This is a genomic window from Acidovorax delafieldii 2AN, from assembly GCF_000175235.1.
GTDB lineage: Bacteria > Pseudomonadota > Gammaproteobacteria > Burkholderiales > Burkholderiaceae_C > Acidovorax > Acidovorax delafieldii_B.
Genome location: NZ_ACQT01000034.1, coordinates 1 through 25,023, shown reverse-complemented (window position 1 = coordinate 25,023; position 25,023 = coordinate 1). Strand labels below are relative to the sequence as shown.

The 25,023-nt window shown below is 63.0% G+C and carries 25 protein-coding genes and 1 pseudogene; 8 read left to right on the top strand and 18 right to left on the bottom strand.

The features are described from left to right. Positions 1 to 192 (top strand): helix-turn-helix domain-containing protein (locus ACDELDRAFT_RS07495; RefSeq protein WP_005795120.1); only part of this gene is annotated, 192 nt, incomplete at its 5' end. Between the two features lie 222 nt (positions 193 to 414). Here ACDELDRAFT_RS07495 and ACDELDRAFT_RS25595 read toward each other — a convergent pair. Next, a pseudogene (locus tag ACDELDRAFT_RS25595) lies at positions 415 to 627 on the bottom strand (group II intron reverse transcriptase/maturase); the annotation flags it as partial. Between ACDELDRAFT_RS25595 and ACDELDRAFT_RS07490 the strand changes: the two are divergent. Both ACDELDRAFT_RS07490 and ACDELDRAFT_RS07485 read left to right on the top strand, forming a co-directional pair. Beyond that, positions 575 to 1,381 (top strand): LysR family transcriptional regulator substrate-binding protein, encoded by an 807-nt coding sequence (locus ACDELDRAFT_RS07490; RefSeq protein ID WP_332375701.1) that lies wholly within the window; start codon positions 575 to 577, stop codon positions 1,379 to 1,381. The pseudogene ACDELDRAFT_RS25595 and the gene ACDELDRAFT_RS07490 sit on opposite strands and share 53 nt — an antisense overlap. 315 nt (positions 1,382 to 1,696) lie before the next feature. After that, positions 1,697 to 3,007, top strand: coding sequence for an IS4 family transposase (locus ACDELDRAFT_RS07485; RefSeq protein WP_005795117.1), 1,311 nt, complete (start codon positions 1,697 to 1,699; stop codon positions 3,005 to 3,007). A 172-nt stretch (positions 3,008 to 3,179) separates the two neighbouring features. Here the strand turns inward: ACDELDRAFT_RS07485 and ACDELDRAFT_RS07480 are convergent, their stop codons facing one another. From ACDELDRAFT_RS07480 to guaB, 5 genes are all read right to left on the bottom strand, one after another. After that, positions 3,180 to 4,562 carry a tyrosine-type recombinase/integrase gene (locus ACDELDRAFT_RS07480; RefSeq protein WP_005795116.1) on the bottom strand — a complete coding sequence of 461 codons (1,383 nt, stop codon included), beginning with the start codon at positions 4,560 to 4,562 and terminating at the stop codon, positions 3,180 to 3,182. 211 nt (positions 4,563 to 4,773) lie between these two features. Then, positions 4,774 to 6,393, bottom strand: a complete 1,620-nt coding sequence (gene guaA / locus ACDELDRAFT_RS07475) for a glutamine-hydrolyzing GMP synthase (protein ID WP_005795114.1) — start codon at positions 6,391 to 6,393, stop codon at positions 4,774 to 4,776. Positions 6,394 to 6,406: 13 nt separating this feature from the next. Further along, positions 6,407 to 6,841: a type II toxin-antitoxin system VapC family toxin gene (locus tag ACDELDRAFT_RS07470; protein ID WP_005795113.1), complete on the bottom strand. Its 435-nt coding sequence runs from the start codon at positions 6,839 to 6,841 to the stop codon at positions 6,407 to 6,409. Further along, a complete protein-coding gene (locus tag ACDELDRAFT_RS07465; protein ID WP_005795111.1) occupies positions 6,838 to 7,095 on the bottom strand; it encodes a type II toxin-antitoxin system Phd/YefM family antitoxin in 258 nt (85 codons plus the stop codon). The genes ACDELDRAFT_RS07470 and ACDELDRAFT_RS07465 overlap by 4 nt, the downstream gene beginning before the upstream one ends. A 93-nt stretch (positions 7,096 to 7,188) precedes the next feature. Beyond that, positions 7,189 to 8,658: an IMP dehydrogenase gene (gene guaB, locus ACDELDRAFT_RS07460; protein WP_005795110.1), complete on the bottom strand. Its 1,470-nt coding sequence runs from the start codon at positions 8,656 to 8,658 to the stop codon at positions 7,189 to 7,191. A 107-nt stretch (positions 8,659 to 8,765) separates the two neighbouring features. Here guaB and ACDELDRAFT_RS07455 point away from each other — a divergent pair, with 107 nt between their 5' ends. Next, positions 8,766 to 9,284 (top strand): DUF4124 domain-containing protein, encoded by a 519-nt coding sequence (locus tag ACDELDRAFT_RS07455; RefSeq protein WP_005795108.1) that lies wholly within the window; start codon positions 8,766 to 8,768, stop codon positions 9,282 to 9,284. Positions 9,285 to 9,321: 37 nt separating this feature from the next. Here the strand turns inward: ACDELDRAFT_RS07455 and ACDELDRAFT_RS07450 are convergent, their stop codons facing one another. Then, positions 9,322 to 9,648 carry an RnfH family protein gene (locus ACDELDRAFT_RS07450; protein ID WP_050784142.1) on the bottom strand — a complete coding sequence of 109 codons (327 nt, stop codon included), beginning with the start codon at positions 9,646 to 9,648 and terminating at the stop codon, positions 9,322 to 9,324. Positions 9,649 to 9,661: 13 nt separating this feature from the next. After that, positions 9,662 to 10,102, bottom strand: coding sequence for a type II toxin-antitoxin system RatA family toxin (locus ACDELDRAFT_RS07445; RefSeq protein WP_005795106.1), 441 nt, complete (start codon positions 10,100 to 10,102; stop codon positions 9,662 to 9,664). A 133-nt stretch (positions 10,103 to 10,235) separates the two neighbouring features. On the opposite strand from ACDELDRAFT_RS07445, the gene smpB reads away from it, so the two are divergent. From smpB to ACDELDRAFT_RS07425, 4 genes are all read left to right on the top strand, one after another. Next, positions 10,236 to 10,709 carry an SsrA-binding protein SmpB gene (gene smpB / locus ACDELDRAFT_RS07440; protein ID WP_005795104.1) on the top strand — a complete coding sequence of 158 codons (474 nt, stop codon included), beginning with the start codon at positions 10,236 to 10,238 and terminating at the stop codon, positions 10,707 to 10,709. Positions 10,710 to 10,809: 100 nt separating this feature from the next. Next, positions 10,810 to 11,175 carry a COG4315 family predicted lipoprotein gene (locus ACDELDRAFT_RS07435; protein ID WP_005795102.1) on the top strand — a complete coding sequence of 122 codons (366 nt, stop codon included), beginning with the start codon at positions 10,810 to 10,812 and terminating at the stop codon, positions 11,173 to 11,175. A gap of 36 nt (positions 11,176 to 11,211) precedes the next feature. Further along, positions 11,212 to 11,745, top strand: coding sequence for a sigma-70 family RNA polymerase sigma factor (locus tag ACDELDRAFT_RS07430; protein ID WP_005795101.1), 534 nt, complete (start codon positions 11,212 to 11,214; stop codon positions 11,743 to 11,745). Further along, on the top strand, positions 11,742 to 12,632 hold the full coding sequence (locus tag ACDELDRAFT_RS07425) for an anti-sigma factor family protein (RefSeq protein WP_005795099.1): 891 nt from the start codon (positions 11,742 to 11,744) through the stop codon (positions 12,630 to 12,632). Before ACDELDRAFT_RS07430 ends, ACDELDRAFT_RS07425 begins: the two co-directional genes overlap by 4 nt. Positions 12,633 to 12,821: 189 nt before the next feature. On the opposite strand, the gene ACDELDRAFT_RS07420 is transcribed toward ACDELDRAFT_RS07425, so the two are convergent. The 10 genes from ACDELDRAFT_RS07420 to ACDELDRAFT_RS07375 all read right to left on the bottom strand — a co-directional run. After that, positions 12,822 to 13,916 (bottom strand): enoyl-CoA hydratase/isomerase family protein, encoded by a 1,095-nt coding sequence (locus ACDELDRAFT_RS07420; protein ID WP_005795098.1) that lies wholly within the window; start codon positions 13,914 to 13,916, stop codon positions 12,822 to 12,824. Then, positions 13,913 to 14,788: a DMT family transporter gene (locus ACDELDRAFT_RS07415; RefSeq protein WP_005795096.1), complete on the bottom strand. Its 876-nt coding sequence runs from the start codon at positions 14,786 to 14,788 to the stop codon at positions 13,913 to 13,915. Before ACDELDRAFT_RS07415 ends, ACDELDRAFT_RS07420 begins: the two co-directional genes overlap by 4 nt. A gap of 68 nt (positions 14,789 to 14,856) precedes the next feature. Beyond that, positions 14,857 to 16,680, bottom strand: coding sequence for a translational GTPase TypA (gene typA, locus ACDELDRAFT_RS07410; protein WP_005795095.1), 1,824 nt, complete (start codon positions 16,678 to 16,680; stop codon positions 14,857 to 14,859). Next, positions 16,677 to 17,678, bottom strand: coding sequence for a tRNA pseudouridine(55) synthase TruB (gene truB / locus ACDELDRAFT_RS07405; RefSeq protein ID WP_005795093.1), 1,002 nt, complete (start codon positions 17,676 to 17,678; stop codon positions 16,677 to 16,679). The genes typA and truB overlap by 4 nt, the downstream gene beginning before the upstream one ends. A 3-nt stretch (positions 17,679 to 17,681) precedes the next feature. Further along, positions 17,682 to 18,053, bottom strand: a complete 372-nt coding sequence (rbfA, locus tag ACDELDRAFT_RS07400) for a 30S ribosome-binding factor RbfA (protein ID WP_005795091.1) — start codon at positions 18,051 to 18,053, stop codon at positions 17,682 to 17,684. Positions 18,054 to 18,071: 18 nt separating this feature from the next. Beyond that, positions 18,072 to 20,936: a translation initiation factor IF-2 gene (gene infB, locus ACDELDRAFT_RS07395; RefSeq protein ID WP_005795089.1), complete on the bottom strand. Its 2,865-nt coding sequence runs from the start codon at positions 20,934 to 20,936 to the stop codon at positions 18,072 to 18,074. A gap of 23 nt (positions 20,937 to 20,959) precedes the next feature. Next, positions 20,960 to 22,444: a transcription termination factor NusA gene (nusA, locus tag ACDELDRAFT_RS07390; RefSeq protein ID WP_005795088.1), complete on the bottom strand. Its 1,485-nt coding sequence runs from the start codon at positions 22,442 to 22,444 to the stop codon at positions 20,960 to 20,962. A 77-nt stretch (positions 22,445 to 22,521) separates the two neighbouring features. Continuing rightward, complete coding sequence (gene rimP / locus ACDELDRAFT_RS07385) at positions 22,522 to 23,115, bottom strand: ribosome maturation factor RimP (RefSeq protein ID WP_005795087.1); 594 nt, start codon at positions 23,113 to 23,115, stop codon at positions 22,522 to 22,524. Positions 23,116 to 23,422: 307 nt separating this feature from the next. Further along, the gene (locus ACDELDRAFT_RS07380; RefSeq protein ID WP_005795085.1) at positions 23,423 to 23,815 is read right to left on the bottom strand and encodes a thioredoxin family protein; all 393 of its coding nucleotides are present in this window, start codon (positions 23,813 to 23,815) and stop codon (positions 23,423 to 23,425) included. Between the two features lie 11 nt (positions 23,816 to 23,826). Beyond that, a partial coding sequence (locus ACDELDRAFT_RS07375) for a c-type cytochrome (RefSeq protein WP_005795084.1) occupies positions 23,827 to 25,023 on the bottom strand: 1,197 nt, incomplete at its 5' end.

Below are 25,023 nucleotides of genomic sequence, written 5' to 3'. Positions count from 1 at the left end.
ACGGCGCGCATCGACCCGACGCCCCCGCATGCCGCACTGGCCAGCAGGATTAGCACGAACCGCGAGGAGGTCACGCGAGAGCTCAGCGCCCTCACCCGGCGCGGCCTGCTGCGCAAGGATGGCGCGCATGCGCTGGTGGTGACCGACGTGCGGGCACTCGAGGCGCTGGTGACCGGGGTGCGTGGAGACTGAGCGCGCGCCGACGTATTGCTCATTAATTAATAGCTTCTGGCGCTTTTTGAATAATTTCAGTCGAATTTGACTTGAAATTCATGGCAAAGCTGGTTTACCCCTCGGTTTACTCCTGAGATCACTCTGCGAGGACAGAATCGGCATAGGGGCCTCCTTATCGGAGGCGCCCCTGCCACACCACCCGGCATGCGGGTCCGCACCGGGCGGTTCGAGAGTTTGAGGTCAGGACAGCCTGGGTAGTCCCATCCGGTCGAAGTACGCAATGGTCAGTACGGTGTTGATCGCCCCATCGCTGTTGCGCCACCAGCGGTGGCAGTTGCCCGCCACCTGCCTGGCCGCATCCTCCGTTACCCCCAGCGCCCTGAGTTCGCGGTAGATCCTCTTGGGCCTCTTCCAGTGCTTGAACTGGATCGCCCTCAGGCGATGGCGCAGCCACCCGGCTGTCGCTGACGGACCATGGCCAAGGCCTTCTGACGGAAGCCAACGGCATTCTCAAAGCGTTGGCATCGCTCGAGGAACTCAGAAGCGAGAAGAGCCGCATTCGCCGCACCTTGCGCATCGGCATACCGAGCTTTCCGCGCTGACGTGGTTTCCCTCCTTCGCCAAAAATATGCGGTCTGCCTACCCCGATCTTAGGCTGCATCCCGAGATCGATCTGTCTGCGGTACTCTTGGAAAAATTGCTGAATGGCGAGTTGGATGTCGTCGTCATTCAGGATCTCTACCTCCCCCAGGAGTTGGAGTCGATTGTCATACAAACGGTGCAGTACGGCTGGTTCTGCAAACCGGGGCTGCTGCCCACGGACCGCGCAGTCTCCCTCGATGAAGTGGCTGCATACCCCGTGATCGAACAGAATGCAGGCTCAGGTTTGACGGCCCTCACCCGCCGCTTGTTTGCGGGCATGGGCATCGACATTGAGCATGTCTTCGGCAGCAACAGCCTTACCGCGCTGGCTGGGTTGGTGGAGACCGGCGTCGGCGTGGCCTGCCTCCCCGTCAAGTACTTCCAGCCTGTTCGCCAGGGATGCATGGTTTCAGTGCGCACCGCACCCGCTGTCCCAACTGCAACATACCACCTGGCGTTCCGGCCCGACGATCAATCGACATTGCGAACCAGAATTGCAGAGATCGCAAAGAAATGCGCAACCTCAAAGCCACCGCCATCCGCGGAATTCGGTAGCCGCAAATAGACAATGCTGCGCGGGCTCCAGTCGCCGTTGAAGGCTGCCTCATGGAGCAAGATGCCGACCGTGCGACGAAGATCGTGGAGCGCGACGGGCGGAACTGCTGATCTCGGTTGCAGAGAGTTGCCATGAGGCGCAGAAGCTCTACAGGCCTGAGCGTCGATCGTCTCATTGCGCGCCATGCAATCCCATCTACGCACGGGGATCGGGACGGGGCTCAGGAGCAAAAAAGCCACCCGAAGGTCAATGCCAGTCAGTTAAGCCAAAGCGAGGCTGACTTGCTCTACAAAGGGAACGTGTTCAACACGTTCCCTTTTTGTTTTGAGCCTGCTGCAAACCACCCTGAACGAGACGTTGGAGACGCTGCCTGCCAACGCCATAGCCGAATTGAGCGCGCTGCTCGATCCAGCCTGGATAGCGCAAGCTTTGCAAGCCACAGGCAAGGCCTCCATGCGCCGGCGCAAGCTGCCCGCCGAGCACGCCGTCTGGCTGGTGATCGGTCTGGCGCTGTTTCGCCACATGCCGCTGTGGCAGGTGGTGCAGGAGATGGCGCTGACACTCGATGGCCAGGAGCTGCCCGCACCCAGCGTCAGCGTACAGGTTCGTCAGCGGCTGGGGGCCGAGCCCATGGAGCACATGTTTGGCTTGCTCGCCAACGCCTGGGGCCGTGCCCATGCAGTGCATGCTGGAGCGTTGCGTGTATTGGCTGTCGATGGCGTGGCCTGGTCAGCACCGGACAGCAAGGACAACCGCCAGGAGCTGGGCAGTGGACAGACACAGTATGGCCCCCAGCCCTGGCCCATGGTGCGCGCCGTTTGCCTGCTGGACACCGATAGCCATGAGCTGCTCGATGCCCAACTAGGGGACTACGGCTGCGGTGAGTTGACGTTGGCTGCCGACCTGCACGGCCTGGATCACTCGATCACCTTGTTCGACCGCGCTTACTTCAGCGCCGCCTTCTTGCTCGCTTGGAGCCAGGCGGGCCAGCAGCGCCACTGGCTCATGCGGGCCAAGGACAACTTGCGCTACGAGGTGGTGCAAACCTTGGACGAAGGCGATTGGCTGATTCGCATGCCGGTGTCGCCACGGGCCAGGAAACTGCACCCGCAATTGCCCAGCCATTGGCAGGCCCGGCTGATTGAGGTGAGGGCTGGGGGCAAGGTCCGGCGTTTCATCACCTCGATGCTTGATCCTGAGCAGTTTGCCGCAGCACCCCTGGCGCAACTGTACCGCCAGCGCTGGGAGATCGAGCTGGGGTTTCGGGAGATCAAGCAATCGCTGCAACAGGGCCAGGCCGTGTTACGCAGCAAACAGCCCGAACTGGTCAAGCAGGAGGTCTGGGGCGTGCTGATTGCCTACACGCTGCTCAGACGATGGATGCGCCTGATGGCAGAACATGAAGGGGTGGAGCCCACCCGCATCAGCTTCCACACGGCCCGCCATGCCATCGTGGGAGCGATCAACACGGTGCATCTGGCGCGCGCTGGCACGGTCCCTGCACTTTTGCAACGGCTGCTGGAGCAGACCCGCTACTTCGTTCTCCCGCCTCGCCGAGAAGGTCGATCATTCCCGCGCGAGGTCAAGCGCTCGCGCAGCAAGTTCCCAACGAAAAAATGCCAGTCAGCGGCTTAACTGACTGGCATTGACCCGAAGGTGGCTTTTTTCTCTTCTAAATCAACGACCTAGAAGACTCGTTTTGGCGGAGTGGACGGGACTCGAATCCCCAACCCCCACCATGTTACCTAGACGTTGCAGCCTCACAACACGCATGCGCCTCGAGCGAAGCGCGCTGCTCGCCAGCCTCCTACATCAGTGCGGATACCTGCTCAGGTAACTGCGGCCTCCGGCGGACACCAGGAGAGTCGCTAGCTATCTGTGGGCCTGGCTCAGCTGAGTTCAACTTGATTGCGGAGGCATCGCTGACATTCACCTGCGGAACATGACTCGAGCCAGTCGATATCCATGAGTCCACCATGTCGGCCCAATCCTGGAGCATCCTGCGCCGCTGCTGCGCATACTCAGCCCTGTTATAGATCGCGCGAACTCCCTTCTGCTCATGAGCCAAACATTTCTCGATCCAGTCCGAGCTGTACCCTGCCTCATGTAGCAAGGTGCTGGCTGTACGACGGAGATCATGAACGGTGAAGGGCTCGAAGTCCTCGCCGCGCTTTCGAATCACCTCAACGCCCCCTACTAGCAGACGGTTAAGTGTTCCATTGCTGAGCGGAAAGTCGGACTCGTAGCGCCCTGGATGAAGGTAGGGGCTAGCTGAGTAGCACGCCTTGAATGCAACCAAAATGTCTACGGCCTGATAGCTGAGGTAGACAGTGTGAGAGCGCCCGGCCTTCATCCGCTCCTTGGGAATAGTCCAAGTCGCGGTTTCGAAGTTGATTTCGTCCCACCTTGCTTGGATGAATTCGCCCTTTCGCACCATCGTTAGCAGCATGAACTTGACGGCGAGACGTAGAGTTGCGGCTGATGCGACTTCCTCCAGTGCCCGGAAGAATTTGTGGATCTCCACAGGAGATAGCGCTCTGTCTCGTGCCTTGAATGTGGCAATCGCACTGGGCCGGATTGCTTCCGCCGGATTTTCGACCTTCACTCCTCGGGCCTGGATGAAGCGGTAAATCTGCAGCACGATGTCACGCGACTGTACTGCCGGCGCCTCGGCACCACGCTCCTTGATCTTTTCGCACCGCGCCATCAGACGAGCAGAAGTGATTTCTTCGAGCTTCAAGCGGCCAAACTCCGTGGCCAAGTTTCGATCGTAGACATACTTGCGCATTGCACGGGTGGACTCGGCTAGCTCGGCCTCGGAGAAGTACTTCTCGGCCCACTTCCCGAACGTCAGCGCTTCGTTGGCCTCGATGCGCTTCTCCACCTTGGTTCGAGACGGGCTTTCCCCGCGCTCAAGCGATTTCCGCGCCCTAGTCAACAGAAGACGAGCTTCCGCGAGCGAAAGCGTCATGCCGTAGTCCAACTCGGAAAGTTCCCGCTGGCACTTCGCTCCGAGGTTCGCATCGTACTGCCCGATCACCAGCGTCTCCCGGCGACCGTTCACCCGATAGTCGTAGCGAAAGCTGATAGTCCCCGAGCGAAGAACAGCGGCATAGAGCCCCTGTTGGTCGGCGACCTTGTAGACCTTCTCGCCGCCTGTCAACGTCTTCAACTGCTTGTCAGTAAGCATCTCAATCCCCTTGTTAGTAGATACCGTCAGACCATTTGACGGTACCAACTGAGGTCATTCAAGGACTGAGATCTGATACCGCCAGCAATGCCGTCAAAACCGGCGAGGTTGCCTGTGGCGATATCGGACTGGGTGAAACGTCAACCGGTTGCTGGTCCTATGAAGTCCACCAAAATCGGGACTACATTGGATGCCCTGAACCGCCTCGGTTTCACTCCCACTCGATCGTCGCTGGCGGCTTGCTGCTCACGTCGTAGGTCACGCGGTTGATACCGCGCACCTCGTTGATGATGCGGCCCGACACCTTCTTGAGCAGAGCGTACGGCAGTTCGGCCCAGTCGGCAGTCATGAAGTCGCTGGTCTGCACGGCGCGCAGGGCCACAACGTAGTCGTACGTGCGGCCATCGCCCATCACGCCCACGCTCTTGACGGGCAGGAACACGGTGAAGGCCTGGCTGGTGAGGTCGTACCAGGTCTTGCCCGTGGCTTCATCTGTGAAGTTGCGCAGCTCTTCGATGAAGATCGCGTCGGCGCGGCGCAGCAGGTCGGCATATTCCTTTTTCACCTCACCCAGGATGCGCACGCCCAGGCCGGGACCGGGGAACGGGTGGCGGTAGACCATCTCGGGCGGCAGGCCCAGGGCCACGCCCAGTTCGCGCACTTCGTCCTTGAACAGGTCGCGCAGGGGTTCCAGCAGCTTCAGGCCCAGCTGCTCGGGCAGGCCACCCACGTTGTGGTGGCTCTTGATGGTGACAGCCTTCTTGCTCTTCGCGCCGCCGGACTCAATCACGTCGGGGTAGATGGTGCCCTGCGCCAAAAAGGTAGCCCCCTTGTGGCCCGCGCCGCCGGCCTTGAGCTTGGCGGCCTCGGCCTTGAACACGTCGACAAACAGGCCGCCGATGATCTTGCGCTTCTGCTCGGGATCGCTCACGCCAGCCAGCTTGCCCAGGAACAATTCGCTCGCATCGACGCGAATCACCTTGGCGTGCAGCTTGCCCTCGAACATGTCCATGACCATGTCGCCTTCGTTGAGGCGCAACAGGCCATGATCGACGAACACGCAGGTGAGCTGGTCGCCGATGGCGCGGTGGATGAGCGCTGCGGCCACGGAGGAATCGACGCCGCCGGAAAGGCCCAGGATCACTTCTTCATCGCCCACCTGGGCGCGGATCTGCTCGACGGCTTCGGCGATATGGTCGCGCATCACCCAATCCGGACGCGTGCCGCAAATGCCGAGCACAAAACGGTCGAGCAGCGCCCTGCCCTGTACGGTGTGGGTGACTTCAGGGTGGAACTGCACGGCATAGAAGCGGCGCTCTTCGTCGGCCATGCCGGCGATGGGGCAGCTTTCGGTGCTGGCCATCAGCTTGAAGCCCGGGGGCAGCTCGGTGACCTTGTCGCCATGGCTCATCCAGACGTTGAGCATGCCATGGCCTTCGGGGGTGGTGAAGTCGGCGATGTCCTTGAGCAGCGCGGTATGGCCACGTGCACGCACAGCCGCAAAGCCGAACTCGCGCTTGTGGCCCGTTTCGACCTTGCCGCCCAGCTGCTGCGCCATGGTCTGCATGCCGTAGCAAATGCCCAGCACGGGCAGACCCAGATCGAACACGGCTTGCGGCGCTCGGTCGGTGGTGTCTTCGGTCACGCTCGCGTGGCTGCCCGACAGGATGATGCCCTTGAGCGAGCCGTCCTTGGCGTAGTCGCGCACCCACTCGTCAGTCACATCGCACGGGTGCACTTCACAGTACACATTGGCCTCGCGCACGCGGCGGGCGATGAGCTGAGTGACTTGCGAGCCAAAGTCGAGGATGAGTATCTTCTGGTGTTGCATGGTGGGATTTCCGTCAGAGGCGGGAGAGGTCGAGAAGCGGTATGCCGCTGCGCTGAGCGGCAGCGGCCTGGTCGGGGTCGAAAGTGGCCAGCGGCAGGCGCAGCGAGCGCGCCAGCCACAGGTAGGCGGCATCCAAGGTGGGCAGGCCTGTTTCCAGCGCCACATCCAGCACGGCCTTGTGCTGTGCGGGGGCAAGTTCGTGCAGTTCCACCCGATGGCGAATGGCCTCGAGCACGCTCCACAGACCTTCGACGGAATCAGCAGGGATACGACCACTGTTCACACCGTTGGCGAGGATGTTGCTGCACTCCCACTGCCACAGGTTGGGGGCTTGGGGTTCGACTTCGTCCCGGCGGATAAGGGCGTAGAGGCGACGGGTATGTTCACTGGCAGCGTCGGGCAGCAACCAGGCTGCCGTGACTGAAGCATCGAGGACGAATGCGGTCACGCGCCGCTCCGGCCTGTGCGGCGCAGCACGTCCACAGTGGATGCGCCTGCGGGCTGAATGCTGGCATGCAGCGCATCTATCTGACCCAGCTCGCGCGCAATCTGCTCATCCGAGATCACCGGGCGGCGGCGCACCGGCAGCATGCGCACCACCTCCTTGCCGTGGCGGGTGATGCGCACTTCCTCGCCCTGCTCCACGAGCTCGATCAAGGCAGAGAACCTGCTTTTGGCCTCGTAGATACCGACGGACTGCATAAACAAAAAAGTCTGGCCTGAAAATGAATTCAGACCAGACTATACCAGTCTGGCCAGATTTTTCAATCCAGCCAGATGCGATCCCAACAATGATCAATCAGCCCTGTAGTTGGGCGCTTCCTTGGTGATTTGCACGTCGTGCACGTGGCTCTCACGGATGCCTGCCGTGGTGATCTCGACAAACTCGGCCTTGTTGTTCATGTCCTCGATGGTTGCGCAGCCACAGTAGCCCATCGCCGCCCGCACGCCGCCGGCCATCTGGAACACGATGGACACCATCGAGCCCTTGTACGGCACGCGGCCTTCGATGCCCTCCGGCACCAACTTGTCTGCATTGGGATTGCCGGTGGTGGATTCCTGGAAGTAGCGATCAGCACTGCCCTGCTGCATGGCACCAATGCTGCCCATGCCGCGGTAGCTCTTGTAGCTGCGGCCCTGGAACAGGATGACTTCGCCCGGCGCCTCTTCCGTGCCAGCGAACATGCCGCCCATCATGATGGTGCTGGCGCCAGCAGCCAGCGCCTTGGCGATGTCACCGCTGTAGCGGATGCCACCGTCAGCGATCAACGGCACGCCCGTGCCCTTGAGTGCCGTAGCCACGCTGTCGATCGCCATGATCTGCGGCACGCCTACGCCGGCCACGATGCGGGTCGTGCAGATGGAACCCGGACCAATACCGACCTTGACCGCGTCCGCCCCCGCCTCAACCAGCGCCAACGCAGCCGCTCCTGTGGCGATGTTGCCTCCGATCACGTCGATCTGCGGATAATTCTGCTTGACCCAGCGCACACGGTCGATCACGCCTTTGCTGTGCCCATGGGCCGTGTCGACGACGATGGCGTCCACGCCTGCCTTGACCAGGGCTTCGACACGCTCTTCCGTGCCCTCCCCCACGCCGACGGCAGCGCCCACACGCAGGCGGCCAGAAGCGTCACGGGCCGCGTTGGGGAAGCTGGTCTGCTTGGTGATGTCTTTCACCGTGATCAGGCCCTTGAGCTCGAAGTCATCGTTGACCACGAGCAGCCGCTCCAGCTTGTACTTGTTGAGCAATGCTTTGGCCTCGCTGGCCGAGGCGCCTTCCTTGACGGTGATGAGCTTCTCACGCGGCGTCATGATCTGATGGACCTTGACGTCGTAACGCGTTTCAAAGCGCAGATCACGGCTGGTGACAATGCCAACCACCTTGCCGCCGTCGCACACCGGAAAACCCGAAATGCCCAGCTGCTCCGACAGCTCCAGCACCTGGAGCACGGTGTGCTCGGGGGTGATGACCACGGGGTCGCGCACCACGCCCGACTCGTACCGCTTGACCTTGGCCACGTGCGCGGCCTGCTCCTGCGGCGTCAGATTCTTGTGCACGATGCCGATGCCACCCTCCTGGGCAATGGCAATGGCCAGCCGTGCCTCGGTCACGGTGTCCATCGCTGCGGACACGAGCGGCAGGTTCAACTGGATGTTGCGGGAGAGTTTTGTCGCGAGGGACGTGTCCTTGGGCAGGACCTGGGAGTACGCTGGCACCAGCAACACATCGTCGAAGGTGAGCGCTTTTCCAAGAAGGCGCATGAGAAAGCTCCAAAAAACGGATTGTACCCGCGCGGCCTGTGGCGAAAACGCCGTGGGTGAAAGCCGCGCACTGGCGGCTGCCTGGAGGCACGGCTAAACTTGCCGCCATGAAAATGCACAAGCTTTTGCTGCTGGCCTTCGCCTGCACCTGGTCGCTGGGCGCAGCAGCCCAATGGCAGTGGATCGACAAGGACGGCCGCAAGGTGTTCAGCGATCGCGCGCCACCCCTCGATATTCCCGAAAAAAGCATTCTGAAACAGCCCGGCGGCCAGCCAAGCGGGCGCACTGCCCCGCGTGCCGTGCCGTCCGAAAACGCCGCCGAGCCAACCGCAGCGACGCCACGTTTGCCTGCGAGCGCAGCCAGCGGCAAGGACAAAGAACTCGAAGAAAAGAAAGCGCAGGCTGACGCGGCAGAAGCAGCCAAGAAAAAGGCCGAAGAAGAAAAACTGGCCAAGGCCAAGGCCGAAAACTGCACCCGCGCGCGCCAGGCGAAATCCACCTTTGACTCGGGTCGGCCGTTGATGCATACCAACGCTCAGGGAGAGCGGGGGTTTCTCGACGAAGCCACCCGCACGGCAGAGTCCAAGCGGCTCGACGGCATCATTGCGTCCGACTGCGCAAAATAAGCCGGCCCGAGCCAAGCTCAGCCCTTGGCGCGGTTGATCAGTAGCCTGCCTTCGCCCCTTCACGCTGCTTCGCGAACAACCCGGTCGTGCGGGCGCCCTGTCGTGCAAAGCGTTCGCGCCGGGCTGTCTTGGGGTCGACCGTGAGGGCGCGATAGACCTCGACCCTGTCGCCGGCCGACAACCTGCGGCCCAGGTCTACCATGCGCCCCCAGATGCCCACGGCAACCAAGGCAGATCCGGGCACCCCAGGGGGCGCCAAGCCGCAGGCCCTGATTGCGTCAGCCACCGTGGCGCCCTCGTGCAGGTGCACGTACCACTCGCTCGTGGCGCGGGGTGACGGACACGCCACCACCGTGATCGGCATGCAGTGCGCATCCTCACCCATACACCTGCTCCGCGCGCTTGACGAAGGCGTCCACCATGCTGGCCGCGATACGATCGAACACCGGGCCTACCAGCGCGGCCAGCGCGCCGCTGGCGAACCCGTAGTTCAGCACCAGTTCCACCTTGCATGCACGCTGGCTGCCGTCGGCCACGGGGTAAAAATGCCAGTCTCCTTCCAGCTGCGAGAACGGCCCCTTGACGAGGTGCATCTGCACGCGCCGGCCCGCTTCATGCACGTTGCGCGTAACGAAAGTCTGCCGCAACCCCGCCATGGCAATGCCGACCTCGGCCATCATGCCGTGCTCATCGCGCTCCAGCACTGCCGCACGGTCGCACCAGGGCAAAAAGCGCGGGTATTGCTCCACATCCGTCACGAGGGTGAACATTTCGTCGGGGCTGTACCAGATAAGGACGGATTTATGAACGGTTTTCATGCAGACACGGCAGGCACGGTGCACTGAGAAGGTGCAGCCAGGGCTTAGCGGAGGAATTTAGAATCACTGTTGCGAGACCCAAGCATTGTAGGGAGGCCTTTTATCTCCCCGTTTGCGCCGCATCTAATCCTTCATGGCCAAAAAACCCGATCCCACGTCCCGCATTGCCGACAACAAGAAAGCGGCCTACAACTATTTCTTCGAAGAGCGCCACGAGGCAGGCATGGTGCTGCACGGCTGGGAAGTCAAGGCGCTGCGCGAGGGCAAGGTCCAATTGACCGATGGCTACGTGCTCATCCGCGAAGGCGAGCTGTACCTGCTGGGCTGCCTGATCCATCCGCTCAAGACCGCATCGACCCACGTCAACCCGGAATCGGCGCGCACCAAGAAGCTGCTGCTCAAGAAGGACGACATCAAACGCCTGATCGGCAAGGTCGAGCAAAAAGGCTACACCCTGGTGCCCATCAACCTGCACTGGAAAAACGGCTTCGTGAAATGCGAAATCGCCCTCGCCAAGGGCAAGGCCGAACATGACAAGCGCGACACCATCAAAGACCGCGAAGGCAAGCGCGAGGTCGAGCGCGCCATGAAAAGCCGCAACCGCTGAGAAATTTGGAGCTCGGAGGGAATAAACCGCCGACTCCATGTGTTTGTCCGCATGCAGGGCCGCATATAGCCGGCTCCTGCTCCTTTCAACGGAGAAACCCATGAAAAAGCTCTTGCCCATCGCCGCGCTCCTCGCTTTCGCCGGCTGCTCGTCCATGGCCCAGTCACCCGCCAAGCCCCTCGACGGCGTACTGGTCGGTGCGGGCGACATGACGCTCTACACCTTTGACCGCGACACGGCCGGCAGCGGCAAATCCGCCTGCTATGGCCCCTGCGCCACCAACTGGCCTCCCCTGCTCGCCGCCCCTGCACAGGCCAGCGGCGACTACACCGTGATCACGCGGGACGACGGCAAGACCCAGCTCGCCTACAAGGGCAAGCCGCTGTACTACTGGGCCAAGGACGCCAAGCCCGGTGACAAGACCGGGGACGGCTTCAATCAGGTGTGGCACGCCGCACGGCCTTGAAGGCGCGCACCTGCATGCCCCACTGCCCTGTTGCGCATGAACCGCACGCAAGTCATTGAGCAGCTCCCCGGTCTGCGCCGCTATGCGCGGGTGCTGACGGGCGACACCTGGGCGGCCGACGATCTGGTGCAGGACACCCTCGAGCGGGCATGCAGCAAATGGCGGTTGTGGCGCAGCGGCAGCGATCTGCGCGCGTGGCTGTTCACCCTGATGCACAACCTCTACCTGAACCAGCGCCGCGCCTTGCCCACCTTGCAGCGGCTTGAGATTGAAGAGGTGCAGGACAGCCTTGAGGGCCATGGGGCATCAGCGGATGAAGCGCTGGACCTCGAGCGCTGCCTCCAGCGCCTGCCTGCCGATCAGCGCGCCGTGCTGCTGCTGGTCACGCTCGAAGACCTCAGCTACGAGGAAACCGCGCGTGTCCTGGGCATTCCGCTGGGCACTGTCATGTCTCGCCTGTCGCGCGCACGCAGCCGCTTGCGCGTGCTGATGGACCAGGCAGCGACCCCGGCCTCGGCAGAGCCGCAGCCCGCTCCCACCGCTACGCCACTGCTTCGCAGACTCCAATGAAACTGGCTTTTTCCATGGAAGCGTCCACACCCTCTCGCGCCGAAACGGCCCACGATCCTGCATGGCATGCGCTGGTGGATAGCAGGCTGTCGCCCACCGAAGCGCAGACCCTGCAGCAGCAGTTGGAGGGCGATGCGGCGGCTCTTGCCACGGTTGCACAGTGGCAGGCACAGCGCGAGCGTTTGCGCTCGCTGCACCGCGACATGCTGCACGCCCCCGTGCCCAATGCACTGCTCGAGATCCTGGCGCATGCCCAGGCGCGCCGCGCCGCGCAGCAACAGTGGTGGCGCTGGGGCGGCATGGCAGCCTCGGTAGCGGTGGCGTTTGGCCTCGGGTGGATGGGCCGGGGTTACGCCCCGCCGCCGGGGCGTGACAGCGCCATGGCTGTTCCCGCCATCGCACCGGCGACCCGGTTCGCAGCGCAGGCCGCCGTGGCCCACGCGGTGTTCCAGCCCGAACAACGCCACCCCGTCGAAGTGCCGGCAGCCCAGCAGGAACACCTGGTGCAATGGCTCTCCAAGCGGCTGGGCCGCCCTCTCAAGGTGCCGGCGCTCAGCGCACAGGGCTATGAACTGATGGGTGGGCGACTGCTGCCCGGCGATACCGGCGCGCGTGCGCAATTCATGTACCAGAACAGCGCAGGCGAGCGGGTGACGCTGTATTTGGGAGCGCTGACGCCCCTTGCGTCCCGGTCCACCCCAGAGCGCAGCGCCCTCCCTGAGCACGGCATGGCCGCGCCGCCCTCGGAAACCGCTTTTCTCTTCACCAACGAAGGTCCCGTACCGGGGTTCTACTGGACGGACGGCGGCTTTGGCTATGCACTCAGTGGCCAACTCTCACGCCCGGCCCTGCAGGCACTGGCGACGGCAGTGCATCAGCAACTCTGACGCTTCGCGGGCGCGGAGGTGCAGCACAGGCACGCTGCTGTACGAATAGCGCGCAGTAATGACAGGCAGGGCCTGTCACGTATGGGCAAACCGCGCCAGCACCACACCGCGCGGACACCGCGACTCTTGGCGCCGCACCCAAACCGCTCTGATCAAGGTGCGGCGCGAGACGGGTACACCGCCCCCGCCTCAGCGCAGCGCCGCAAGCGGATGCGCGTGGGCGGGCCAGGGGCTCACGAAGAAAGGAGCCACCATCTCAGGCGTCACGTCTTCGATGCGCGCAGGCTTCCATTGGGGCGCATGGTCCTTGTCCACCGCCAGCGCACGGATGCCCTCGACAGTTTCGCTTTGGCCTGCCCGCAGGAAAAAGCAATGCCGCACCATGTCGCGCTCCATGCGCAAGTCTTCGGCCAGGCCCATGCTGCGGGCGCGGCGCACCTGCTCGAGCACCACGTGCAGCATCAATGGCGAACGCTTGCGCAGCGTAGCAACCGTGGCGCGCGCCCACTCGCTGTCCGCGGCTTCCAGCGCACGCACGATCTCCCCCACGGTGGAGAACGCAAAAAAATGGTCAATATATGCGCGGGCGCTTGTACCACTTACCGGAAGCGCTACAAATTGAGAAGCAACGTAAGACTGGACAGCCGCACCATCCGCAAAGCGTTGCGTTGCCAGGGCCTCCCACACAGCTGCCTGCTGGTCTGAAGGCAGATAGCCATCGGCCAGTTGGTTGGCGATAGCGTCACCGGCACCGATGGTGTCGCCGGTCAGCGCCAGCCACTCGCCCACGCGACCCGGGCAGCGGCTCAGGAAATAGCCTCCGCCCACGTCGGGGAAGAGGCCAATGGCCGTCTCGGGCATGGCCATCTTCGTGCGCTCGGTCACCACGCGCAAGGCGGCGCCCTGGCTGATGCCCATGCCGCCGCCCATCACGATGCCGTCCATGAAGGCAATGTAGGGCTTCGTGTAGTTGTGAATGAGGTGGTTGAGCGCGTATTCCTCGGTGAAGAAATCCTCCAGCAGGGGATTGCCCTGGCTGCCCGCCTGGTGCAGAAAGCGGATATCTCCCCCGGCGCAAAAGGCCCCGAACGGCCCTTCCTTGTTGCTGCCGCGAATGGCCACGGCCAGCACCTGCGCATCGTCCTTCCAAGCCAGCAGGGTGGCCATGAGATCGCGCACCATGCCCAGCGACAAGGCATTGAGGGCGCGTGGACGATTCAGGGTGATGAAGCCCACCTGGCCTCGCACTTCACTCAACACTTCAGACACTACCGTCTCCGTCATTTTTGTTCCTTCCAACCCAATAGTTCATTGAAAACCAGCGCACCGATCACCAGCGCGCCCCCTGTCAGCACCGCTGAGCCGGGCTTTTCGCCCGCCCCCAACCACGCCAGCAAGATGCCAAAGATCACTTCGAGCAGACCGAGCAGCGCCATCTCGGGCGCCTTGAGCACGCGCCCGCAGCGCACGGCCAGCACACAAGGAATGGCCAATTGCACCACGCCCAGCAGTGCCAGCAAGGCCAGGTCATGCCCCGATGCCTGGAGTGGCATTGCCAACGGCAGAGTGGCCATCACCGAAATCACCGCGCCCACCAGCACAGCGGGCACCAGGTCTACTGCATGGCCGTGGCGCTGCGAATACTGCACCACCGTCCAGTTGATGGCTGCCGCCACGGGCACACACAGCGCCACCAGCGTGCCCGCCAAAGGCAGGCCCGCCATCTGCGAACCATACATCCACGCAATGCCAAGGCCCGCCACCCCAATCGCAGCCCAGGTGCGCGGCGCGATACGGTGTCCGATAAACAGCCACGAGAACAGCGCCGTGAGCAACGGACCCGCCGCCATGGTGACGAGCACGTTGGCCACGGGCATCAGCACCAGCGCCACCATGAAGGCCGTGAACATCACGCTCCAGCACACGCCGGAGATCCAGAGCGCCCGCCCGCTGTGGCGCATAGAGGTGAAAACCGCCCTGCCCTGCAAGACGGGCAGGATGACCAGCAGCGACAGCAACGTGAAGAAGCTGCGCCAGAAGGTCACCTCGAAGCTTGCCGCATGCTCCAGATGGCGCGTGACCACGCCGGCAATCGACCACATCAGGGTCACTGCCACCATCAGCAGCACGGCACGGGAATGTGTGAGTTTCAACATGGGCTTCGGATTGCAGACGGAAAAAAGGCCACTGCGCAGCAGTGGCCCTTCCGGGAACGCTTAGCCTATCAGGACCGGGAGGCGCGCTTGCGCTCGTTTTCGGTCAGGTAGCGCTTGCGCAGGCGCACGGACTTGGGCGTGATCTCGACCAGTTCGTCGTCCTCGATGAATTCCACGCCGTATTCCAGCGTGAGGTCGATCGGGGGCGTGATCTTGATCGCGTCTTCCTTGCCGGACACGCGGAAGTTGGTCAGCTGCTTGGTGCGCGTGGCGTTCACGATCAGGTCGTTGTCGCGGCTGTGGATGCCGACGATCATGCCTTCGTACACGGGGTCGTTCGCCTTCACGAACATGCGGCCACGGTCGTCCAGCTTGCCCAGGGCGTAGGTGAAGATTTCACCGTCGTCCATGGAGATCAGCACGCCGTTCTTGCGGCCACCGATATCGCCCTTGTGCGGTTCATAGCTGTCGAAGATGTTGGAAATCAGGCCCGAACCGCGCGTCAGGTTCAAGAATTCGTTGGTGAAACCGATCAGGCCACGGGCCGGAATGCGGTATTCCAGGCGCACACGGCCACGACCGTCGGACTCCATGTTCACCAGCTCGCCCTTGCGCTCGCCCAGTGCCTGCATCACGCCGCCCTGGTGGCCTTCTTCGATGTCGGCCGTCACCAGCTCGATAGGCTCGTGCTTGACACCGTCGATGTCCTTGAACACCACGCGGGGCTTGGACACGGCCAGCTCGTAACCTTCGCGGCGCATGTTTTCCAAGAGGATGGTCAGGTGCAGTTCACCACGGCCCATCACTTCGAAGATGCCTTCTTCGTCGGTTTCGTTCACGCGCAGGGCCACGTTGTGCTGTAGTTCCTTTTGCAGGCGGTCCCAGATCTGGCGGCTGGTCACGAACTTGCCTTCGCGGCCAGCCAGCGGGCTGGTGTTCACGCAGAAGTTCATGGTCAGCGTGGGCTCATCCACCTTCAACATGGGCAGCGGCGCGGGGTTGGCAGGGTCGGTCACGGTCACGCCGATGCCGATGTCTTCGATGCCGTTGATCAGAACGATGTCGCCAGGGCCAGCCAAGGGGGTCTGCATGCGATCAAGGCCCTGGAATGTCAGTACCTGGTTCACACGGCCCTTCACGGCCTTGCCATCAGGGCCTTCCATGACGATCACGTCCTGCATGGGCTTCAGGGTGCCCTGGCTGATGCGGCCCACGCCGATGCGGCCCACGAAGGTGGAGAAGTCCAGCGCCGAGATCTGCAGTTGCAGCGGAGCGTCTGGGTTGCCCGTGTTCGGTGGCACGTGCTTCAGGATGGTGTCGAACAGGGCCGACATGTCGGGGCCCCACTGCTCACCAGGAGCGCCTTCTTCCAGCGACGACCAGCCGTTGATGCCCGAGGCGTATACCACGGGGAAGTCGAGTTGCTCGTCGGTCGCGCCCAGCTTGTCGAACAGATCGAACGCAGCGTTCACCACCTTGTCGGGGTTGGCACCGGGCTTGTCCACCTTGTTCACGACCAGGATGGGGCGCAGGCCCAGGGCCAGGGCCTTCTTGGTCACGAAACGCGTCTGGGGCATGGGGCCTTCTTGCGCATCGATCAGCAGCACCACGCTGTCCACCATGGACAGGGCTCGTTCCACCTCACCGCCGAAGTCCGCGTGGCCGGGCGTGTCGACGATGTTGATGTGCGTGCCCTTCCAGCTCACGGCGCAGTTCTTGGCCAGGATGGTGATGCCGCGCTCTTTTTCGATCGCGTTGTTGTCCATCACGGTGTCGACGACCTTTTCGTGGTCGGCAAACGTACCGGACTGGCGCAGCAGCTGGTCAACCATGGTGGTTTTGCCATGGTCAACGTGGGCAATGATGGCGATGTTGCGGATTTGTTTAGTCATAGTTTTTCCAATGTGCCGCTGTGCGCCATGGACGCGGAATGCGGCGTGCCTTCCAAAATTTGTTGAATTTCCAGCGGACTCAGGAGCCTGTCCGGCACCAGCTCCCCGCCCACGATGTGGCCCACCCCCAGCAGCGCCGGGGGATTCTCGCCAAACACCGCCACGGCACTGGCATCGGGCCAGTTGCCACGGCGACGCACGCCCGACAGGAACCGGGCTGCATTGTCACTGTTCAGCGTGACACGCACGTGTTGTGCCAGCAGCGATTCGGGCGCCTCCAGACTGGCCAGGCGCTCCGCCTCGGGCATGGCCTCAAGCTGCGCCAGCGTGACGCAACGCTCCACCCCCAGCCCACCGGTGTCGATGCGGCGCAGAAAAGTCAGGTGCGCCCCACAGCCCAGTGCAGTACCAATGTCTTCACCCAGCGTACGGATGTAGGTGCCTTTGCTGCAGGTCACTATTATTTTGATAGCTGGATGCGCTTGATCCGTCTGCACTAGCGCCAGCTTGAGGACATGAATGACCACGTCCCGCGCTTCGCGCTCCACCGTGACACCGGCGCGTGCATATTCGTACAGCGCCTTGCCGTCCTTCTTGAGCGCGCTGTGCATCGGCGGCACCTGGCGAATGGGGCCAGTGAACTGCTGCTGCACAGCTGCCAGGCGCTCGGGCGTGAGTTGGGTCAGGTCTACATCGCAGCGGTGCACCACATCCCCCTCGGCATCGCCGGTGGTCGTGGTGGTACCGAGCAACGCAATCGCCTCGTAGGTCTTGGCCGCATCCAGCTGCAGCTGGCTGAACTTGGTGGCGGCGCCAAAACACAGCGGCAACACGCCCGTAGCAAGCGGATCGAGCGTGCCCGTGTGGCCCGCTTTCTCGGCGCGCAGCAGCCATTTCGCCTTTTGCAAGGCGTCATTGCTCGAAAGGCCGAGCGGTTTGTCGAGCAGCAACACCCCATGCACAGGGCGCCGCTGCACCCTGGTGCGTGGCGCGTTCATGGACTAGTCCTCTTTCGCGCGCGAAGAAACGGCCTTGGCGATCAAGGCGTTCATGTCGGCCGCACGCTCGGAGGTGCGGTCAAACACGAAGTGCAACGTAGGCACGGTGTGGATGTGCAGGCGCTTGAACAGCCCGTTGCGCAGGAACCCTGCTGCCTGGTTGAGCGCCGCCTGGGTCTCGACCGGATCGCCCACCAAAAGGCTGAAAAACACCTTGGCGTGCGCATAGTCGGGGGTAACCTCCACGCCCTGCAGCGTCACCATGCCCACGCGCGGGTCTTTCAACTCGCGCGCGATCAGTTCCGTCAGATCGCGCTGGATCTGGTCGGCCACCTTGAAGGCGCGGTTGGGGGTGGAAGATTTCTTCGCAGCCATATCGTCGTCACCAAGGCCTTACAGCGTCCGGGCGATTTCCTTGATATCGAAGAACTCCAGCTGATCACCTTCCTTGATGTCGTTGTAGTTCTTGAGCTTGATACCGCACTCGAAGCCTTCCTTGACTTCCTTGACATCGTCCTTGAGGCGTTTGACCGAATCCACTTCGCCCGTGTAGACCACCACGTTGTCACGCAGCAGGCGGAACTTGGCATTGCGGTGGACCATGCCCGAGGTGATGTACGAGCCGGCCACGGTACCGATCTTGGAGGCCACGAACACGGTGCGAATCTCGGCCGTGCCGATGATTTCTTCGCGCTGCTCGGGAGCCAGCATGCCGGACATGGCAACCTTGAGCTCATCCACGGCGTCGTAAATGATGCTGTAGTAGTGCAGATCCACACCATTGCTCTCGGCCAGCTTGCGCGCACCAGCATCGGCACGCACATTGAAGCCGATCACGATGGCCTTCGAGGCGATAGCCAGATTGATGTCGGACTCGCTGATGGCACCCACAGCGGCGTACACCAGCTGGACCTTGACTTCGTCGGTCGAAAGCTTGAGCAGCGACTGGGCCAGCGCTTCTTGCGAGCCCTGCACGTCGGCCTTGACGATGATGGGCAGGGTCTTGACCTCGCCCGCCGTCATGTCGGCGAACATGTTCTCCAGCTTGGCCGCCTGTTGCTTTGCCAGCTTGGTGTTGCGGAATTTGCCGGCGCGGTAGGTCGCGATTTCGCGTGCCCTGCGCTCGTCCGTCAGCACCATGAACTCGTCACCGGCCTGCGGCACTTCGGTCAGGCCCTGGATCTCGACCGGAATCGAAGGTCCGGCCGTCTTGGCCACGCGACCGCTTTCGTCCAGCATGGCGCGCACACGGCCATAGGTCTGGCCCGCCAGCACCACGTCACCGACCTTCAGCGTGCCGGACTGCACCAGCACCGTGGCCACCGGGCCACGGCCCTTGTCGAGCTTGGCTTCGATCACGAGGCCCTTGGCCAACGAATCGACCGGTGCCTTGAGTTCGAGCACTTCAGCCTGCAGCAGCACCTGCTCGAGCAGTTCATCGATGCCCATGCCGGTCTTGGACGACACGGCCACGAAGGGCGAATCGCCGCCATACTCTTCGGGCACCACCTCCTCGACCACCAGCTCCTGCTTGACGCGCTCGGGGTTGGCATCGGGCTTGTCGGCCTTGGTGATGGCCACCACGATCGGAACACCGGCCGCCTTGGCGTGCTTGATGGCTTCCTTCGTCTGGGGCATGACGCCATCGTCGGCCGCCACTACCAGAATCACGATGTCGGTGGCCTGCGCGCCACGGGCACGCATGGCGGTAAACGCCTCGTGGCCGGGGGTGTCCAGGAACGACACCATGCCACGCGGTGTTTCCACGTGGTAGGCACCGATGTGCTGCGTGATGCCGCCGGCTTCGCCCGACGCGACCTTGGCACGGCGGATGTAATCCAGCAGCGAGGTCTTGCCGTGGTCGACGTGACCCATCACGGTGACCACAGGGGCGCGCGGCAGCACTTCAACGTCCTGCTGGCCTGCATCCTCGTCAGTGAACGCTTCCGGATCGTCCAGCGCTGCCACCACGGCCTTGTGACCCAGTTCTTCCACCACGATCATGGCGGTGTCCTGGTCCAGCGGCTGATTGATGGTGACCATCTGGCCCATCTTCATCAGCGCCTTGATCACTTCCGAGGCCTTGATCGACATCTTGTGCGCCAACTCGGCCACCGTGATGGTCTCGGGCACGTGCACTTCGATGATGCGCGCTTCCACTGCGGCCGCGTGCTGGTGATGGTCGTCGCGCTGATCACGATCATTGCCACGGCGACCACGCGGGCCACCACGCCAGTTGTTGCGACCGACGCCGCCGCTGCTGTCGCCGCGGGTCTTGATTTCTTTCTTCTTGGCAGTGTCGTTGGCCCAGCTGGACGACAGCTTGGCCGACTTGACTTCTTTGCCTGCCGCAGACCCTGGGGCCGCTGGCGCGCCGGCGCGCGCACCGGCGCCAGTACCCACGGCGGGCTTGTGCAGCGTGCCCTTCTTGGCGTCTGCAGCAGACGCCGGCTTGGCAACAGGCTTGGGTTCTTCGGGCTTCTTGGCCACCATGACCGCCTTCTTGGGCGTGGCCATCATGGAGCGGATAGCAGCGGCCTCGGCCTCGGCCTTGCGACGACGGGCGTCGAGATCGGCTGCGCGCGCAGCTTCTTCATCCGAGCGGGCCTTCGATTCGGCGGCCGCCTTTTCACGGGCCTCGTTCTGGGCAGCAAGGCGGGCGGCGGCTTCGGCAGCCTGCTCGCGGGTGGCTTCCTGCTTCACAGCCGATGCCTGGGCCTTCTTCTCGGCCTCCTGTGCGGCGTAGGCGGCAGCGCGCTCTTCGGCTTCACGTTCGCGCTTTTCACGGGCTTCACGCTCGGCACGCTTTTCGGCCAGTTCGGCCTCCTGGCGGCGAATCAGCTCGGCCTGGCGGCTGGCTTCCTCTTCACGACGCGCCAACTCGATGTCTTCGCTGGACACGGCGGAATCTTCCACCGAGGCAGGCACGTGGGACTCGGCAGCGGCCTCTGCGCTTTCGTCGCGCTGGATGAAGGTGCGCTTCTTGCGCACTTCCACCTGGATGGTACGGGCCTTGCCCGTAGCGTCGGCCTGCTTGATTTCGCTCGTGGACTTCTTCACGAGAGTGATCTTCTTGCGGTCAGCCGAAGCCGTTCCGTGGGTGGCCTGCAGATAGGCCAGCAGCTTTTGCTTGTCCGACTCGGTCAGGGCGTCGGACGGCGCTGCCTTGGGCACGCCCGCAGCCTTGAGCTGGTCGAGCAAGTTTTCAGGCGATTTTTTGAGTTCGGTTGCAAACTCGGCGACAGTGTTACTGGACATATGTGGTTCGTGCCTCCCTGACCTTACTCTTGCCCTGCGAACCAGTGTTCGCGCGCCTTCATGATCAGGGCTTTGGCATCTTCTGCGGACTGTCCGGTCAGGTCGGTCAGTTCATCAATGGCCAGATCGGCCAGGTCGTCACGCGTGTGCACACCATTTTCTGCCAGCTTGGCAATCAGTTCGGGTGTGAGGCCTTCGAGGTCGCGCAGGTCTTGCGAAACCTCGCCAACACTTTCCTCGCGGGCGATTTCCATGGTAAGCAGCGCATCCTTGGCGCGGGCACGCAGCTCGTTCACGGTGTCTTCGTCGAAGCTTTCGATCTCCAGCATTTCCTGCAGCGGCACGTAGGCCACTTCTTCCAGGCTGGCGAACCCTTCGGAGATCAGGATGTCGGCGATTTCTTCGTCCACATCGAGCTTTTCCATGAATAGCTTGCGGGCCGTATCGGTTTCGTTGGCCTGCTTTTGCGCGCTTTCGGCGGCGTCCATGATGTTGATCTTCCAGCCGGTCAGGTCGGACGCCAGGCGCACGTTCTGACCACCACGACCGATGGCAATGGCGAGGTTTTCCTCGTCCACCACCACGTCCATGGCGTGCTTTTCTTCATCGACCACGATGGACGACACGTTGGCCGGGGCCAGCGCACCGATCACGAACTGTGCGGGGTCTTCGGACCACAGCACGATATCCACGCGCTCGCCGGCAAGCTCGTTGGTCACCGCATTCACGCGGGTGCCACGCACACCGACGCAGGTGCCAATGGGGTCCACGCGCTTGTCATGAGACAGCACGGCGATCTTGGCGCGCGAGCCGGGGTCGCGGGCGCAGGACTTGATCTCCAGCAGGCCTTGCTCGATCTCGGGCACTTCGTTGCGGAAGAGTTCGATCATGAACTCGGGCGCCGAGCGCGACAGGATGATGGGGGCGCCGCGCAGGGTCAGATCCACTTCCATGATCATGGCCCGCACGCGGTCGCCACTGCGCAGGTTTTCCTTGGGGATCATCTCGCCGCGGCGCAGACGGCCTTCGACCCGGCCGGACTCGACGATGATGTCGCCCTTGTCCATGCGCTTGACGGTGCCCGTGAAGATCTTCTCGCCGCGCGACATGAAGTCATTGAGCAGCATTTCGCGCTCGGCGTCGCGGATCTTCTGCAGGATGACCTGCTTGGCAGCCATGGCGCCAATGCGGCCGATGGGCACCGATTCGATGGCCTCTTCGATGTACTCGCCGACCTCGACATCAGGAACGCGCTCGCGCGCATCCATCAGCAGCTCTTCGGCGTCTGGATTCTGCAGGCCGGCATCGTCGGGCACCACCAGCCAGCGGCGGAAAGTCTCGTAGTTGCCGCTGTCGCGGTCGACGGAGACGCGAATGTCCACCTCGCCCTGGTACAGCTTCTTGGTAGCCTGGGCCAGGGCCGACTCTACGGCGCCCAAGACCACATCGCGCTCCACGTTCTTCTCGCGCGAAATGGCCTCAACCAACATCAACAATTCGCGATTCATGCGATGACTCTCCTGTTTCAATCACCCGAAGGCGGCAGCTGCCCACAGCACCAGCCCCATCCAAACCATTCAGCGACTCAGCCCGGCACCTGACCGGTCTTTGCCCCTCGCCCCTTGAAATCCACGATGGGCGCCAGTCGGGCATCCCTCAGTTCATCCAGCGTGAATCCCAGCGCCTGCAGGGGAGCCGGGACACGCTTCTTGCTGACTTTCTGCCCAGGTTTTACCGCCGGCTCGTCGCTCCAGACGATCTGCCAGCCACCCGACTCGGCCCGCGAGAGCAGGCCCCGAAATTTCTTACGGGTGGCGCTGACCTGGCCCGCCGCCGCAGCACCGATGGGTGCCTTCAAAGTGAGGTCAATGACCGAGCCTTCAAAACGAACGAAATCCTGCTCATGGCGCAAGGGACGGTCGATACCGGGCGAGGAAACCTCCAGCCGCTTGTACTCAACACCGTCAACTTCCAGCGCAAACTGCAACTGGCGGGTAACTTTTTCGCAGTCTTCCACCGTGATGAACTGCTCTGTCGCCGGGACCGGGGCATCCACCGTAGGCTGAACCCAGGGCAAATCGATGGTGACGCGCAGCAGCCCGCCGGGGGATCGCTCGATCTCCACCAGGTCATATCCCAGACCGGTCACAATTTGTTCAACGACTTGCTGCAGTGCCACGTGGTTCAGTTAATTCCTGAAAAAACAAAAAACCCGACAACCCCCAGAGGCTTCGAGCTCCAAAAGCAAACGCCCAAAAAAAAGGGCGGTTTGTACCCGCCCGTTTGGTCGTGAGAACCATATTGTAGCCTGTAAAGCCTTGATTTGTAAAGGTTGGCGGTGGCAGGCGCGCAGGTCAAGCAAAAAAACCTCTGTCACCGCTTTCCGCCCAGCGAAAAATACATGCGCCAGCGCTGCCGCCACGGGCCGCCAAGACAGTCATAGCAAAAATCGTCAGCGCCTTCCGGCGTGCGCGCTCGCAACGCCCTCAATCGGCGTTGCCTGCCTGGGCGGCACGCACGCGCTCGAACACTTCTTGTGCCTCTTGGCCCGCGCCGGAGCCTGGTGCAGCCTGCAGGCTGGCCAGCAGCCGGGTAAGCACGGCAGCCTGTGGCAGCAGCGGCCCCAGAAAGCGCGCCCGGGCACCGTCGGCGATCAGCAGGGTGGGGAACGTCTCCACGTCCAGATCCCCGGCCAATTCAGACTCGTCTTCGATATCCACCCACACAAAACGCATTTGCGGGTGCGCGGCGGCCAAATCATCAAAAATGGGACGGTATTCACGGCAGGTGCCGCACCAGTTGGCGCACAGGCACACCGCCCACCAGCCGCTGCCGGGGGCCACGGGGGGGGATTCGGGCAACGCTGCCGGGCTCTGCATGGGGTTCTCCTTCAAGAACCGCGCCGCTCCCGGGCACGGTAGATCCCAATGGTATCCACTGCGGGCGCCTGGTTGCCCCAGGTGTTGCGAACAAAGGTACTGACCGCCGCCACCTCGTCGACGGTCAGTACCTGCATAAAGGGCGGCATGCCGTGCGGGCGCGGATTGCCCGCTGTGGCCGGCAGATACCCGCCCTGCAACACCGTGCGAATCAGGTTGGTGGGGTCTTGCAGCATCACGGCGCGGTTTCCCGCCAAGGCGGGAAACGCCCCTGGCTTGCCCTCGCCTTGCTCGCCATGGCACTGCGCACAGTGCTTCTCGTACACCTTGCCTCCGCGCGCCATCATGGCGGCGGAAGGACGGGCGACAACCGCAACGGCCGGCGGCTGCTGCGGCAGTGCCTGCAAGTACACGGCCACGGCCTGGGCATCGGCGTCGCTCAGGTACTGGGTGCTGCGAAACACCACCTCGGCCATAGGCCCCGAGACGGATCCTTGCGGCGCCACGCCCGTCTTCAGCAGGGCCACCACGTCCTGCACCGGCCAATGCGCCACGCCCGCCTCGGCAGCAGCGGTGAGGGCCGGGGCGTACCAGTTCTGCACAGGAATCAGCCCCCCGCCGAAGGCACGCGACGAATTGCTGGCACCCAGCGCATTGCGCGGCGTGTGGCAAGCCGCGCAATGGCCCAGGCCGTTCACCAGATAGGCGCCTCGTTGCCACTGCGCAGACTGCCCCGTGTCGAAAGAGGGCGTGCCTGGCGCAAAGAACAACGCGCGCCACACCCCCAGCGCCACCTGCGTGTTGAACGGAAACCGCAGCGCATGGGCGCGGTTGGCCTGCTTCACGGCGGGCAGGCTCTGCAGGAACGCAAAGATGGCATCGGAATCATCGCGCGTTACCTGGGTGTAGTTGGGATAGGGAAAGGCCGGGTACAGCAGGCGCCCGTCCTTCGAGCGCCCGTTGTGCAGCGCCCGCCAGAACTCGTCGGCAGACCAGGAGCCAATGCCCGTAGCCTTGTCGGGCGTGAGGTTCGAGGTGTGAACCACGCCGAAGGGCGTGTCGATGCCCCGCCCGCCCGCGTAGGCGGCACCGCCCTGCGCGGTATGGCAGGCCATGCAATTGCCGGCCCGCGCCAGGTATTCACCCCGCGCCACCAGTGCGGGCGTGGCAGACAATGCCGACGGCGTGGCCGGCAGTGCGGCCTCCCC